Source organism: Oceanobacillus senegalensis, from assembly GCF_900176885.1.
In the GTDB taxonomy this organism is placed as follows: Bacteria; Bacillota; Bacilli; order Bacillales; family Amphibacillaceae; genus Oceanobacillus; species Oceanobacillus senegalensis.
Genome location: NZ_LT839648.1, coordinates 295,946 through 311,642, shown reverse-complemented (window position 1 = coordinate 311,642; position 15,697 = coordinate 295,946). Strand labels below are relative to the sequence as shown.

At 44.4% G+C, this 15,697-nt stretch carries 7 protein-coding genes, 3 rRNA genes and 1 other annotated feature; of the genes, 1 reads left to right on the top strand and 9 read right to left on the bottom strand.

Features of this window, described 5'->3' with window-relative positions; all coding sequences use genetic code 11:
* Positions 1-188: 188 nt before the first annotated feature.
* The 5 genes from CAO17_RS01475 to CAO17_RS01455 all read right to left on the bottom strand — a co-directional run bounded on the left by CAO17_RS01475 (position 189) and on the right by CAO17_RS01455 (position 5,663).
* Positions 189-779: a glycerol-3-phosphate responsive antiterminator gene (locus CAO17_RS01475; protein WP_085991074.1), complete on the bottom strand. Its 591-nt coding sequence runs from the start codon at positions 777-779 to the stop codon at positions 189-191.
* Between the two features lie 18 nt (positions 780-797).
* The gene (locus tag CAO17_RS01470) at positions 798-3,395 is read right to left on the bottom strand and encodes a YfhO family protein (RefSeq protein WP_179151861.1); all 2,598 of its coding nucleotides are present in this window, start codon (positions 3,393-3,395) and stop codon (positions 798-800) included.
* Positions 3,395-3,757 carry a GtrA family protein gene (locus CAO17_RS01465; protein WP_085991072.1) on the bottom strand — a complete coding sequence of 121 codons (363 nt, stop codon included), beginning with the start codon at positions 3,755-3,757 and terminating at the stop codon, positions 3,395-3,397. Before CAO17_RS01465 ends, CAO17_RS01470 begins: the two co-directional genes overlap by 1 nt.
* A gap of 18 nt (positions 3,758-3,775) precedes the next feature.
* The gene (locus CAO17_RS01460; RefSeq protein WP_085991071.1) at positions 3,776-4,792 is read right to left on the bottom strand and encodes a glycosyltransferase family 2 protein; all 1,017 of its coding nucleotides are present in this window, start codon (positions 4,790-4,792) and stop codon (positions 3,776-3,778) included.
* 574 nt (positions 4,793-5,366) lie between these two features.
* A complete protein-coding gene (locus CAO17_RS01455) occupies positions 5,367-5,663 on the bottom strand; it encodes a hypothetical protein (RefSeq protein WP_085991070.1) in 297 nt (98 codons plus the stop codon).
* A 626-nt stretch (positions 5,664-6,289) separates the two neighbouring features.
* Between CAO17_RS01455 and CAO17_RS01450 the strand changes: the two genes are divergently transcribed.
* Positions 6,290-7,627 carry an MFS transporter gene (locus CAO17_RS01450; protein WP_085991069.1) on the top strand — a complete coding sequence of 446 codons (1,338 nt, stop codon included), beginning with the start codon at positions 6,290-6,292 and terminating at the stop codon, positions 7,625-7,627.
* Between the two features lie 449 nt (positions 7,628-8,076).
* Here the strand turns inward: CAO17_RS01450 and rrf are convergent.
* The 4 genes from rrf to CAO17_RS01435 all read right to left on the bottom strand — a co-directional run bounded on the left by rrf (position 8,077) and on the right by CAO17_RS01435 (position 15,691).
* Positions 8,077-8,191, bottom strand: a 5S ribosomal RNA gene (rrf, locus tag CAO17_RS01445).
* Between the two features lie 77 nt (positions 8,192-8,268).
* Positions 8,269-10,606 (bottom strand) — a sequence feature (most likely nonfunctional fraction of RNA operon).
* Positions 10,607-10,792: 186 nt separating this feature from the next.
* Positions 10,793-11,059: a hypothetical protein gene (locus CAO17_RS21280; protein WP_218775516.1), complete on the bottom strand. Its 267-nt coding sequence runs from the start codon at positions 11,057-11,059 to the stop codon at positions 10,793-10,795.
* 52 nt (positions 11,060-11,111) lie between these two features.
* Positions 11,112-13,777, bottom strand: a 23S ribosomal RNA gene (locus CAO17_RS21275).
* Between the two features lie 350 nt (positions 13,778-14,127).
* Positions 14,128-15,691, bottom strand: a 16S ribosomal RNA gene (locus CAO17_RS01435).
* The 16S and 23S rRNA genes sit together here, the layout of an rRNA operon.
* Between the last annotated feature and the right edge of the window lie 6 nt (positions 15,692-15,697).

The following is a 15,697-nucleotide window of genomic DNA, read 5'->3' as shown; positions in this document are numbered from 1 at the left end:
CCTATTCACTTCACTATCTATCATAAAGGATAAATATTAACTCTATGTGAAGTAGGTGTAAAGCCTGTGTATTTTTTTCCTTCTTCTTTTGATATGGTTAGAATAAATGAGTTAGAAAGGAAAAGAAAAAAAGTAATCAAAGCGATGAGAAGCAAAATAATAAAGGGAGACAAAAACCTCTCCCCCCTTTACATCTGACTTAAATCTCCCTTCCACATATCCGGATTAGAAGTAGAAACTGCGATAGCACCGTGTTCTAATGCAACTTTGGCGTGCTCTGGTAATGACAGCAGTCCTCCTGTAATCACAGGAACGGGTGACACTTTGGATAATTTTTCAATAAAGTCTGGTGCCCTGCTTGGCATAATTTCAATTACATCGGCCTGGATATTACGAGGATCCTGTACTAAATGATGATACACATCCGTATCGATTAGAAAGATTCGCTGAACAACGAACAATCCAGCCTTTTTCGCCCGTTTTATAATTCCTTGATTTGTCGTTACGATGGCAGCTGGCTTGACGTATTTTTTTACAAAGTCCATTCCAGACTTGTCCATTTCCAGACCACCTATTTTCTCCACGTGTAAAATCACCGGGAGCCCATTATCTTGAATAAAATCAACATAGCGCTTCACGGTTAAAATCGTACCGGTCATTAGCAACACAGCACTCAAATTTTGCTTTTGTTTCAGCATTTTTTCCATATATTTCGGATCCTTTAGAGCAGCGACCATTTTATTTTGATGTAATTTTTCTAGCAACATCTCTTTTTCCATATTGTCGTAGGTCCCCCTTTACTTGATGGTAGTACGCGTTTTCGCATTCAACCTCTCCCTATATAACAGAAAACAAAAGATTATTCCCCCACCAAGGCTCATCGCAACTGTCCAGCCAAAATACGGAGGAAGATACATCATTTCAATGTTATTTTCCCCAACCTCTAAGGGGATGCCAATAAACGAGTAATTCACTCTTTCAATCGGAACTTTCTTCCCGTTTACTTTCAAATGCCAACCCTTCTCATACGGAATTGGCGTGACAATCATCTCATTTTCTTCTTCACTAACAACCGTGCCTTTAACCAAGCCATTTTCCCATGTTATCGGTAAAGGGGCCCTCCCCTCATATTTTTCATGCACATCTCGCAATACCCTATAATCCTCATGAAAAATCTGCAAATCTCTTAACTCGTAATCTCCTTTTGGGAGCTTTAAGCAAATTGTCTCATCCGCTTCAACACGAATGGTTACGTCATTGACATTTGTCCGATAGATAGAATCAGACTTTTTTCTTAATGTTTGGTAGTCATTCACCTCTAGGTAAAAGTCATCTTTTTTTCGAATGCCATCAATATAAAAAGAGAGATAAACATCCCCTTCATTCAAGGCTTCATCGAGTGAGAGCTCCAGACCACCGCCATCCTCATGAACAACTAACCTCTCTCCATCATAGGTAGCCGTCACTTCTTGGATGGAGTAATCACGGATTTTCACCGCTTTCTGCAATCCAGCCAGAGTAATATCCGCATTTTCAACAATCGCCCCAGAAAGCATCGCATGCTCTCTTGTCAATATAGACTCTTTTAATAATGTATCCGCATCATACAAGACATTCGTTTTACGAAAAGCTGGAAGCAACCATTGATTTTCATAGGCAACATAATTTTCACTCTCAACTATTTTTCTAAAGCCATATGGAGCAGTCTTTGCTTCTTTCTCTCGCATGTAAAACTGGCCATTCCATAGACTCATCAAGTTGGCTCTGTCCCCTAATGTCGCATATCGACTTACACTCTCCCGATCCATACTAATTTCAGCATAGGTATAATAGAAAAAGAGAATATTCTCATTCAAAATACTCGAATACACACTCATTCCATCGTAATCTTGGACAATCGGTGTATTATTCCGCGTAGGCGCCATCCAATCGATTCGGCTATGCTCGGTTGCTTTCTCTTTTTCCATCACCTCAATGAGCTGCCGTTGTTCCTGAGAATTATACATTTCTGAATCAAGCAAGACAGACTCACTAGCCAACACACCATCCTTTGGCGGAATCATTAATCTCACCGACTGAAACGTATTTGCAGAAATGACCATGAAAAGCACGATACTGATGAAAAGCACTGCCCTTTTCCTTATAAAAAGGAAGCCCAGGATGAACAAGAAAGATATCACAGGAATAATCCAATCCGACATTTGATTCAATGTGTAATCATCTATTTTCACTATCACAGTCGCTAAAAGAAGATATGCTATCAAACCATGGAGAATATGCTTTGTCTTTACTTCCTTAACATGCTGGAAGACGAAAGCTACCAAGCCACCAAAGCCGAGACAAACGATGTGCTCCCAGCGATTTTGTGGTGCCGAGAATCCGTTAAACACACTTCCAACGTACGGAACAAAATGGAGCACGGATCCTACAATTGATAGTATCGCAAAAAAGCGAAATACAGGATATTTATAAAACCGTATCAAACAAACCATGATGACAACAAATACCGGCAAAAATAGAACACGACTGTTAAACAAAATATTATCGGTAAAGCCTAGTAGCGGAATTATGTCCGTATAAGCTGGGCGATAGTTCTTTAAGTAACCTATCACACTTGGAATAAAGGCGAACGCACTGACTAGAAATCCAATCATCCCTACGTAACTGTACCGAAGAATTTGCTTTACAGGCTTTTCTTCGTTTCTATCAAATTTGATCACGAACCGAAGCAAGATATAAAAGAAGGCTAGAAGAAAATTCACGTAAGCAAAATAAAAATTTGTAATAAGATTTGCTGCAACCGCGATTCCAAAAACCAATGTCGACTCTTTTCGTATTATTTTTTCCATCCCAATGAGAAGCAGGACAAACCAAAACATCGCATCCGTAAAGAAATCCCAATACATCGCATGTCGGAAATAAAGGACATTCGCTGCGTAAACAACGGCACCTAGGAATGCAGCAGCCGTTCGGAAAGATATTTTTTTAAAATAAACGGTCGTCACCACAATGATTGCAGCAAGCTTCACAATACTCATTGGCAAAATAGCATCCGCCCAAAAAGCCATATCCGGATGGGGTATAATATGTAACGTTTCTAATAAAAAAATGAAAGCAACATGGATAAGGAATAGGATATTGGTTGAGTAGTAATAGCCTAGCTGGGAGTAAATTCCCCCACCAAACCCAAAGGAATCCGAATAAAAGAAGTTAGCCCTCGTGTATTCGTCATAGATAAGCTTTTTAAATGGAAGCATCTGAGACAATCCATCATTGAATCCCGTCATCAGAATACCATCTGCTTTTTGTAGGATAAAAAAGAGATGACATATCGTGGAAACGACCAAGGCAACAACAATAATCCCCACCCAATGCTTCCTGTTTTTTTTATACATTAGTGCAAAATTCTCCTTGTAACGTAAAATGTAACAGGTATGGTGAACACTGCTGCAAAAAATGGTGCAACTATATTTGGTATCCCCCATAGTTCAACAAAAATAAGTAGTAACATCCCCTGTACACCCACATTCACAACTTGGGTGAGCGGAAACATCAGAATGGATTGGAAGGACGGTTTTACTTTGTATGTAAAATAAACGTTTAAGAAATAAGATATGTACATACTGATGATTGTAGCAGCAAAATGACTTGGTAGATAAAATACGCCTATTACCTTCAGCAAGAATAAATAAAGGACATAGTAATTGATGGTATTGATCACACCTACCACAACAAATCGAACAAATTCTTTATTCAAACTTTCTCTTCCCCCAAACTATGAAGTCACTTTCTCTTTTCCTTGTTTTTCTGATAAATCCCATGAACGATGCGGGGGTATGATTTCTCTAACTTCTACGTTTGGATCCGTTGTGTTACTTTCCTCCAGAATATAATGCGGTCGTTTTTTCGTTTCATTGTAGATTCGGCCGATATACTCACCAATAATTCCTAAGCAAAATAATTGAACACCGCCAAGAAAGAGAACTGCTGAAATCGTTGTAAAATATCCTGGCACCTCCACCCCATTACGGATAATGGAAAGGAACGTAATGAAAATATAAATAAACGACATCAATATCGTGATAAGCCCTAAATAGCAACATAATCGTAAAGGCTTCGTATTAAACGAAAGCATTCCATCCAGTGCATAGGAAAGTAAAGAAGAGAATTTCCATTTACTTTTTCCATTTTCCCGAAGGACATTCTCGTAGGTCACCGTCGTTTGAGACAGACCAATCCATGAATAAAGTCCTTTTGAAAAACGATTCCCTTCACTTAAACTGAGAAGGGCATTTACCGCTTTTCTACTTAATAATCGAAAATCTCCTTCCCCATTCTGAAGGGCGACATCACTCCATTTATTCATGATTTGATAGAAGCTTCTGGTGAAAAATTGACTACATCTGGACTCCCCTTTGCGATTGCGCTTTGCAATCACCTGATGGTATCCCGCCTCATATCCCTTTATTAAGGACGGAATTAAATGAGACGGATGCTGTAAATCCGTATCCATAATGATGACCGCCTCCCCTTTAGCATGCTTTAATCCAGCATACATGGCAGCCTCCTTCCCAAAATTCCGTGAGAAAGAAACATACCGCACATCATCCGAATAAAAGGCAAGATATTTAATCTTATCAAGCGTATCATCTGTACTACCATCATCAATGAATAAGTATTCGAAGGAATAATATAGATCCTTCGTTTCCGAAACCAATTGCTCATACAGTTCATGGATATTTTCTCCCTCATTATACGCTGGAAGTAAAAATGTAATGAGCGGCATTTCCATCGTTTCCCAACCCCCTATAACTTCCAAATACAATATGCACAACCAATCCTTCACCTTAGATTGTATAGGGTAAATATTGAGGAAATATAAAAGTAGTTTAAATATTTGTTAATCAATTGAGGCTATGTTACTGATTATAAATAGGGGATGATGGTGCGCTAATACCACTGCGGAAAAACACATCGCTGGTTGTAAGGTTTTCATTTTGTATCTAATAATCTTCATACGAACTTAAAATCAACGTACTCCATGTTAGTGCACATTTATCATAATAGTACAAATGAAAATTCAAACTAAAAAATCGTTTTGCTCTATAGAACAAAACGATGGTTTGTAAATGGATTTTGTTAAGATAAACAATTAATTTTACCGCTATCTGCTAACGCCTAAGCTGTCGATTGATTTGTCATAATCCATCATTATTTCCCAGGAAATGTCGATGGTGTTGAAGGGAAATAGAGACTTTATTTGCAGGAAGTATTCTCTATTGATTCGTTCCTTTACGGTCATATTCATTTTCCCCTCTATATTTTTGGTTTTATATTCTAGAGATATCTAGCCTAAACCATCCTTTTTACGGTCCAAAAAGAAAGGTTCCCCAAATCGCAAAAATAGGTGGAAAAAATAAAATAACAACGGCAAAATTCCCATAAAATCCAATATATCCTACTATTTTAGTGACTGATTTCATTGGATTAAACCTACGAAAAAGCCAACTCATTAGCCCGATAATTAAACCTAAAACACTTATTCCATAGAAAACAATGTAATTAGAATGATACACCGTAATATCAAATAACACACTGATGATACAAAGAATGAAAAGAATAAAGGCTAACCAATTACAAGCTTTCACAAATATCTTTTTCAAAAAGCCACCCCGCTTTTTACACTATAATAAAATTCGTATAAAACTCAACTTCTAACACATAATTCCCAGCATAACTTGGAATTTGATTTCAAGTTCCATTGATTCATTTAATATGACCTCGGTTTGTTCTCCATCCTCCCGTAAAGTAGCCGTTTATCGTTGGATCTGTCCAAATATCTTCCCATTTTCCTAGTTTTCTTATTCATTATATTACCATTTACTCCCATCTATTTCAGCCAAATTATTAATAAATAGTGTTCCTAATGTCGAGATTCAGCCGGCAAACAATCTACAAATCTCCATCGTATTTTACAAGAATATTATAGTCCCACACTCTATTTAATGAAGCCACCTTTTCATAGAGTATAAAGAATATTTTGGAATTAAGGCGAAAACGAAGAAAAGTTCAATTTAAGTCGGAATAATCTTAGTATTATAATAATAGTAAGCGACTAAAAGAAAGTAGCGTACATTTTGGAAGTTGATACTAAAATAATGGCAGCGATTACAAGCTATAATTCAACAAAATGAGACAGGATGAAGTGTCAGTGATAAACGATTATGTGAATTCATAGATAGATTGTTTTAGGCGCTTAACTAGGGGTTAAATTAGAGGGGGAGAATAAATGCATACAACAAATGCAGAACAATTAATTGAAAAAGCAAAGTTTAATAAGTTTCATTGGATGTTATTGTTTTGGGGTACAGTCTTAATGGTGTTTGACGGCTTTGATTTAGTCATCTATGGTGCTGTAGTTCCTTCCATCATGGAAGATTGGGGAATATCATCTGTTGAAGCAGGGATATATGGCAGCTATGCTTTATTTGGAATGATGTTAGGTGCTTTTATATTTGGAACCTTGGCAGATAAATTAGGACGAAAAAAAATTATCTTGATATGTATTTCGATTTTCAGTTTATTTATGGTTCTATCAGGACTAGCACCAAGCCCAGAATGGTTCGGAGTATTCAGGTTCATTACCGGTTTAGGATTGGGCGGTATGATGCCGAACGTTATTGGATTGATTAGTGAGTATTCACCGAAAAGATTGCGTAGCCGTATGATTGCTACTATTATGACCGGATTTTCAATTGGCGGTGTTTTCGCTGCTCTTTTAAGTATGCTTATGGTAGCAAAATTAGGCTGGGAATCCGTCTTCTTCATTGGTGCCCTTCCATTATTGTTCATACCTTTTTTAATCAAATTATTACCAGACTCAGTCAGTACGTTAATTACTAAAAATGATACGAAAAAGATACAGAATATTCTTCTAAAGTTAAATGTAAACTATAAACCATCTGAAAAGGAAATTTTCGTATTAAATAAGCCAAAGGAAACCTCATCACCAGTGAAGAATTTATTTACTGAAAAAAGAGCTCTTTTAACGGTGATGATCTGGATCACCTACGCTATGTCTCTGCTGATGTTATATGGTTTGAATACATGGCTTCCTAAATTTATGACCGAAGCTGGTTTCCCTCTTGGCTCAAGTTTAAGCTTCTTGCTCGCATTAAATGCCGGTGCTACAGTAGGTTCCATACTTATGGGGTGGGTTGCTGACCGTTGGGGTGTTGGAAAATCGCTTATTCTGTTCTTCCTAGTTGCGTTTGTCACGATAACAAGTCTTGGATTTGCAACGAATATGATACTATTGTATGGGATCGTAGCGATTGCAGGTGCTGCAACAGTTGGCACACAAAACCTTACCCATTCCTACACTTCCCAATTCTATGAGGTAACCATGCGATCAACTGCGCTCGGGTGGGCGTTAGGGGTCGGCCGGATAGGTGCAATAATGGGACCAGCCGTTGGTGGTATTTTACTCGATTCTAATTTAACTTTACAGCTGAATTTCATCATATTTGCTATTCCAGGAATCATTGCAGCATTAGCTATTGTCATAGCCAATCAACAAGGAAAAAAAACTGTTACTACTGGACAAATGTTGGAGAAAGCACAATAAAATGAAGGACACTAGGGATACTACAAGGATAGTTCTGTAGTCTCCCTATTTTTATGCAACTCCTATTACTAAAATCTGAATTGTTCCTAGTTTCGTCATAAAAAATGAAAATGCTGAACCTTTTAGTAGGATTTTATTGACACTTTTGAAATGGTTACTTCCTAAAAGATTGTTGCTTTTTACACAAAATAGATATGATGGGCATTAACCTACAGAACAATAATGTTTGTTGGTGCACGTTGATTTCCACTGCGGGCAGTCGCTTTCCGTAGCGGTATTAATGCACCAACTATCTTAACAAGTTAGTGCACATTATCCTTCAAATGCTAAGTAAAAAACCAACAAAATATACGCAAAGAGCCTTTCAAATAAATAATATATACTCGTCATTTCTATAAAAGGATAATCAAAAAGGACAGAATACACTTGTATTCTGTCCTTTCAAAATTGCCTAGCAACGTCCTACTCTCGCAGGGGTTAACCCCAACTACCATCGGCGCTGGAGAGCTTAACTACTGTGTTCGGCATGGGAACAGGTGTGACCTCTCCGCCATTGTCACTAGACATATATTTTTAGGTTTGCACCTTCAAAACTAAATAAGAGTTAATCACTGACATCCTTTAAGAAGTTAGTTAAGTCCTCGATCGATTAGTATTCGTCAGCTCCACATGTCACCATGCTTCCACTTCGAACCTATCTACCTCATAGTCCCTGAGGGATCTTACTCACTTAGAAGTGATGGGAAGTCTCATCTTGAGGGGGGCTTCATGCTTAGATGCTTTCAGCACTTATCCTTACCATACGTAGCTACCCAGCTATGCTCCTGGCGGAACAACTGGTACACCAGCGGTATGTCCATCCCGGTCCTCTCGTACTAAGGACAGCTCCTCTCAAACTTCCGGCGCCCACGACGGATAGGGACCGAACTGTCTCACGACGTTCTGAACCCAGCTCGCGTACCGCTTTAATGGGCGAACAGCCCAACCCTTGGGACCGACTACAGCCCCAGGATGCGATGAGCCGACATCGAGGTGCCAAACCTCCCCGTCGATGTGAACTCTTGGGGGAGATAAGCCTGTTATCCCCGGGGTAGCTTTTATCCGTTGAGCGATGGCCCTTCCATGCGGAACCACCGGATCACTAAGCCCGACTTTCGTCCCTGCTCGACTTGTAGGTCTCGCAGTCAAGCTCCCTTCTGCCTTTACACTCTGCGAATGATTTCCAACCATTCTGAGGGAACCTTTGGGCGCCTCCGTTACCTTTTGGGAGGCGACCGCCCCAGTCAAACTGCCCGCCTGACACTGTCTCCGAACCGGATCACGGTCCTGGGTTAGAAGGTCCATACAGCCAGGGTGGTATCCCACGGATGCCTCCACGTAAGCTGGCGCTCACGCTTCTGAGGCTCCCACCTATCCTGTACAAGCTGCACAGACATTCAATATCAGGCTACAGTAAAGCTCCACGGGGTCTTTCCGTCCTGTCGCGGGTAATGCGCATCTTCACGCATAGTATAATTTCACCGGGTCTCTCGTTGAGACAGTGCCCAAGTCGTTGCACCTTTCGTGCGGGTCGGAACTTACCCGACAAGGAATTTCGCTACCTTAGGACCGTTATAGTTACGGCCGCCGTTTACTGGGGCTTCGGTTCTAAGCTTCGGACCAAAGGTCCTAACTCTTCCCCTTAACCTTCCAGCACCGGGCAGGTGTCAGCCCCTATACTTCGCCTTTCGGCTTCGCAGAGACCTGTGTTTTTGCTAAACAGTCGCTTGGGCCTATTCACTGCGGCTCTATCTCTATAGAGCACCCCTTCTCCCTAAGTTACGGGGTCATTTTGCCGAGTTCCTTAACGAGAGTTCTCCCGCTCACCTTAGGATTCTCTCCTCGCCTACCTGTGTCGGTTTGCGGTACGGGCACCTGTGATCTGGCTAGAGGCTTTTCTCGGCAGTGTGAAATCCGGAACTTCGGCTATAGTTGCCTCCCCATCACAGCTTGAAATGGCCAGACGGATTTGCCTATCTGACTTTCTCACTGCTTGGGCGCACACGTCCATCGGTGCGCATTCCTTATCCTACTGCGTCCCCCCATCACTCATAACGATCACGAGGTGGTACAGGAATATCTGCCTGTTGTCCATCGCCTACGCCTTTCGGCCTCGGCTTAGGTCCCGACTAACCCTGAGAGGACGAGCCTTCCTCAGGAAACCTTAGGCATTCGGTGAAAGAGATTCTCACTCTTTTTTCGCTACTCATACCGGCATTCTCACTTCTAAGCGCTCCACCAGTCCTCACGGTCTGACTTCACAGCACTTAGAACGCTCTCCTACCATTGTCTAAAAGACAATCCACAGCTTCGGTGATACGTTTAGCCCCGGTACATTTTCGGCGCAGAGTCACTCGACCAGTGAGCTATTACGCACTCTTTAAATGATGGCTGCTTCTAAGCCAACATCCTGGTTGTCTAAGCAACTCCACATCCTTTTCCACTTAACGTATACTTTGGGACCTTAGCTGGTGGTCTGGGCTGTTTCCCTTTCGACTATGAACCTTATCACCCATAGTCTGACTCCCAAGTCTAAGTAGCTGGCATTCGGAGTTTGACTGAATTCGGTAACCCGATGAGGGCCCCTAGTCCAATCAGTGCTCTACCTCCAGTACTCTTTCCTTGAGGCTAGCCCTAAAGCTATTTCGGAGAGAACCAGCTATCTCCGTGTTCGATTGGCATTTCACCCCTACCCACACCTCATCCCCGCATTTTTCAACATACGTGGGTTCGGGCCTCCTGTCAGTGTTACCTGACCTTCACCCTGGACATGGGTAGATCACACGGTTTCGGGTCTACGACCGCATACTCATTCGCCCTGTTTAGACTCGCTTTCGCTGCGGCTTCGTGTCTTCCACTTAACCTTGCATACGATCGTAACTCGCCGGTCCATTCTACAAAAGGTACGCCGTCACGCGTAAATGCGCTTCGACTACTTGTAGGCACACGGTTTCAGGTACTCTTTCACTCCCCTTCCGGGGTACTTTTCACCTTTCCCTCACGGTACTGGTTCACTATCGGTCACTAGGGAGTATTTAGCCTTGGGAGATGGTCCTCCCGGATTCCGACGGAATTCCACGTGTTCCGCCGTACTCAGGATACACTCCGGAGAGAATTCTCTTTTGACTACAGGGCTGTTACCCTCTTTGGCTCATCTTTCCAGATGGATTCGTCTAAAGAATTCCTTTGTAACTCCATGTGGAGTGTCCTACAACCCCAGAGAGCAAGCTCTCTGGTTTGGGCTGTTTCCGTTTCGCTCGCCGCTACTTGGGAAATCGCATTTGCTTTCTCTTCCTCTGGGTACTGAGATGTTTCAGTTCCCCAGGTATGCCTCTTGTGCCCTATGTATTCAGACACAAGTCCTGTTCCATTACGAACAGTGGGTTTCCCCATTCGGAAATCTCCGGATCAAAGCTTACTTACAGCTCCCCGAAGCATATCGGTGTTAGTCCCGTCCTTCANGGCGCCCACGACGGATAGGGACCGAACTGTCTCACGACGTTCTGAACCCAGCTCGCGTACCGCTTTAATGGGCGAACAGCCCAACCCTTGGGACCGACTACAGCCCCAGGATGCGATGAGCCGACATCGAGGTGCCAAACCTCCCCGTCGATGTGAACTCTTGGGGGAGATAAGCCTGTTATCCCCGGGGTAGCTTTTATCCGTTGAGCGATGGCCCTTCCATGCGGAACCACCGGATCACTAAGCCCGACTTTCGTCCCTGCTCGACTTGTAGGTCTCGCAGTCAAGCTCCCTTCTGCCTTTACACTCTGCGAATGATTTCCAACCATTCTGAGGGAACCTTTGGGCGCCTCCGTTACCTTTTGGGAGGCGACCGCCCCAGTCAAACTGCCCGCCTGACACTGTCTCCGAACCGGATCACGGTCCTGGGTTAGAAGGTCCATACAGCCAGGGTGGTATCCCACGGATGCCTCCACGTAAGCTGGCGCTCACGCTTCTGAGGCTCCCACCTATCCTGTACAAGCTGCACAGACATTCAATATCAGGCTACAGTAAAGCTCCACGGGGTCTTTCCGTCCTGTCGCGGGTAATGCGCATCTTCACGCATAGTATAATTTCACCGGGTCTCTCGTTGAGACAGTGCCCAAGTCGTTGCACCTTTCGTGCGGGTCGGAACTTACCCGACAAGGAATTTCGCTACCTTAGGACCGTTATAGTTACGGCCGCCGTTTACTGGGGCTTCGGTTCTAAGCTTCGGACCAAAGGTCCTAACTCTTCCCCTTAACCTTCCAGCACCGGGCAGGTGTCAGCCCCTATACTTCGCCTTTCGGCTTCGCAGAGACCTGTGTTTTTGCTAAACAGTCGCTTGGGCCTATTCACTGCGGCTCTATCTCTATAGAGCACCCCTTCTCCCTAAGTTACGGGGTCATTTTGCCGAGTTCCTTAACGAGAGTTCTCCCGCTCACCTTAGGATTCTCTCCTCGCCTACCTGTGTCGGTTTGCGGTACGGGCACCTGTGATCTGGCTAGAGGCTTTTCTCGGCAGTGTGAAATCCGGAACTTCGGCTATAGTTGCCTCCCCATCACAGCTTGAAATGGCCAGACGGATTTGCCTATCTGACTTTCTCACTGCTTGGGCGCACACGTCCATCGGTGCGCATTCCTTATCCTACTGCGTCCCCCCATCACTCATAACGATCACGAGGTGGTACAGGAATATCTGCCTGTTGTCCATCGCCTACGCCTTTCGGCCTCGGCTTAGGTCCCGACTAACCCTGAGAGGACGAGCCTTCCTCAGGAAACCTTAGGCATTCGGTGAAAGAGATTCTCACTCTTTTTTCGCTACTCATACCGGCATTCTCACTTCTAAGCGCTCCACCAGTCCTCACGGTCTGACTTCACAGCACTTAGAACGCTCTCCTACCATTGTCTAAAAGACAATCCACAGCTTCGGTGATACGTTTAGCCCCGGTACATTTTCGGCGCAGAGTCACTCGACCAGTGAGCTATTACGCACTCTTTAAATGATGGCTGCTTCTAAGCCAACATCCTGGTTGTCTAAGCAACTCCACATCCTTTTCCACTTAACGTATACTTTGGGACCTTAGCTGGTGGTCTGGGCTGTTTCCCTTTCGACTATGAACCTTATCACCCATAGTCTGACTCCCAAGTCTAAGTAGCTGGCATTCGGAGTTTGACTGAATTCGGTAACCCGATGAGGGCCCCTAGTCCAATCAGTGCTCTACCTCCAGTACTCAAATCTTTGAGGCTAGCCCTAAAGCTATTTCGGAGAGAACCAGCTATCTCCGTGTTCGATTGGCATTTCACCCCTACCCACACCTCATCCCCGCATTTTTCAACATACGTGGGTTCGGGCCTCCTGTCAGTGTTACCTGACCTTCACCCTGGACATGGGTAGATCACACGGTTTCGGGTCTACGACCGCATACTCATTCGCCCTGTTTAGACTCGCTTTCGCTGCGGCTTCGTGTCTTCCACTTAACCTTGCATACGATCGTAACTCGCCGGTCCATTCTACAAAAGGTACGCCGTCACGCGTAAATGCGCTTCGACTACTTGTAGGCACACGGTTTCAGGTACTCTTTCACTCCCCTTCCGGGGTACTTTTCACCTTTCCCTCACGGTACTGGTTCACTATCGGTCACTAGGGAGTATTTAGCCTTGGGAGATGGTCCTCCCGGATTCCGACGGAATTCCACGTGTTCCGCCGTACTCAGGATACACTCCGGAGAGAATTCTCTTTTGACTACAGGGCTGTTACCCTCTTTGGCTCATCTTTCCAGATGGATTCGTCTAAAGAATTCCTTTGTAACTCCATGTGGAGTGTCCTACAACCCCAGAGAGCAAGCTCTCTGGTTTGGGCTGTTTCCGTTTCGCTCGCCGCTACTTGGGAAATCGCATTTGCTTTCTCTTCCTCTGGGTACTGAGATGTTTCAGTTCCCCAGGTATGCCTCTTATGCCCTATGTATTCAGACACAAGTTCTGTTCCATTACGAGCAGTGGGTTTCCCCATTCGGAAATCTCCGGATCGAAGCTTACTTACAGCTCCCCGAAGCATATCGGTGTTAGTCCCGTCCTTCATCGGCTCCTAGTGCCAAGGCATCCACCGTGCGCCCTTATTCACTTAACTACATTTACAATGAATAAGCGTGCTAAATTAATAGCCTTGCTTTACGTTTTAATCTAGATTCAGCTACCATAATCAGTCGCTGCATTCTTTTATTTTTGATGTCGTTGATTACTCTTATTTAGTTTTCAAGGTACAAAAATTGAGAGATTCACTCTCTCAAAACTGAACCAAACAATCCAGTATGCTTTATCCAAATAAATATTTAGATATTCCGTAATAATCTAGCTTCAGCTCCTAGCGGTTCGCGTCATAAGCAATTGACACTCCAAGCACCAAAGACCAGGTGCTTTACGGTTCCTTGCTTATGCGGTCACCGCTGAACAGTCGCCTACGCCTTTTATCTTCCTTAGAAAGGAGGTGATCCAGCCGCACCTTCCGATACGGCTACCTTGTTACGACTTCACCCCAATCATTGGTCCCACCTTCGGCGGCTGGCTCCAAAGGTTACCTCACCGACTTCGGGTGTTACCAACTCTCGTGGTGTGACGGGCGGTGTGTACAAGACCCGGGAACGTATTCACCGCGGCATGCTGATCCGCGATTACTAGCGATTCCGGCTTCATGTAGGCGAGTTGCAGCCTACAATCCGAACTGAGAATGGTTTTATGGGATTTGCTTGACCTCACGGTTTCGCTTCCCTTTGTACCATCCATTGTAGCACGTGTGTAGCCCAGGTCATAAGGGGCATGATGATTTGACGTCATCCCCACCTTCCTCCGGTTTGTCACCGGCAGTCACCTTAGAGTGCCCAACTGAATGCTGGCAACTAAGATCAAGGGTTGCGCTCGTTGCGGGACTTAACCCAACATCTCACGACACGAGCTGACGACAACCATGCACCACCTGTCACTCTGTCCCCGAAGGGAAAATCCTATCTCTAGGAGTGTCAGAGGATGTCAAGACCTGGTAAGGTTCTTCGCGTTGCTTCGAATTAAACCACATGCTCCACCGCTTGTGCGGGTCCCCGTCAATTCTTTTGAGTTTCAGCCTTGCGGCCGTACTCCCCAGGCGGAGTGCTTAATGCGTTAACTTCAGCACTAAAGGGCGGAAACCCTCTAACACCTAGCACTCATCGTTTACGGCGTGGACTACCAGGGTATCTAATCCTGTTCGCTACCCACGCTTTCGCTCCTCAGCGTCAGTTACAGACCAGAGAGTCGCCTTCGCCACTGGTGTTCCTCCACATCTCTACGCATTTCACCGCTACACGTGGAATTCCACTCTCCTCTTCTGTACTCAAGTCCTCCAGTTTCCAATGACCGCTCACGGTTAAGCCGCAAGATTTCACATCAGACTTAAAAGACCGCCTGCGAGCGCTTTACGCCCAATAAATCCGGACAACGCTTGCCACCTACGTATTACCGCGGCTGCTGGCACGTAGTTAGCCGTGGCTTTCTGGTTAGGTACCGTCAAGGTATGATCAGTTACTATCATACTTGTTCTTCCCTAACAACAGAGTTTTACGATCCGAAAACCTTCTTCACTCACGCGGCGTTGCTCCGTCAGACTTTCGTCCATTGCGGAAGATTCCCTACTGCTGCCTCCCGTAGGAGTCTGGGCCGTGTCTCAGTCCCAGTGTGGCCGATCACCCTCTCAGGTCGGCTACGCATCGTCGCCTTGGTGAGCCTTTACCTCACCAACTAACTAATGCGCCGCGGGCCCATCTGTAAGTGACAGCCGAAGCCGTCTTTCAAACTCTCCATCATGCGATGAAAAGTATTATCCGGTATTAGCTCACGTTTCCGCAAGTTATCCCAATCTTACAGGCAGGTTGCCCACGTGTTACTCACCCGTCCGCCGCTCGTTCCACTAACGTCACCCCCGAAGGGGATCAGTTAGCTTCCCGCGCTCGACTTGCATGTATTAGGCACGCCGCCAGCGTTCGTCCTGAGCCAAGATCAAACTCTCCAAAAAAGTTTG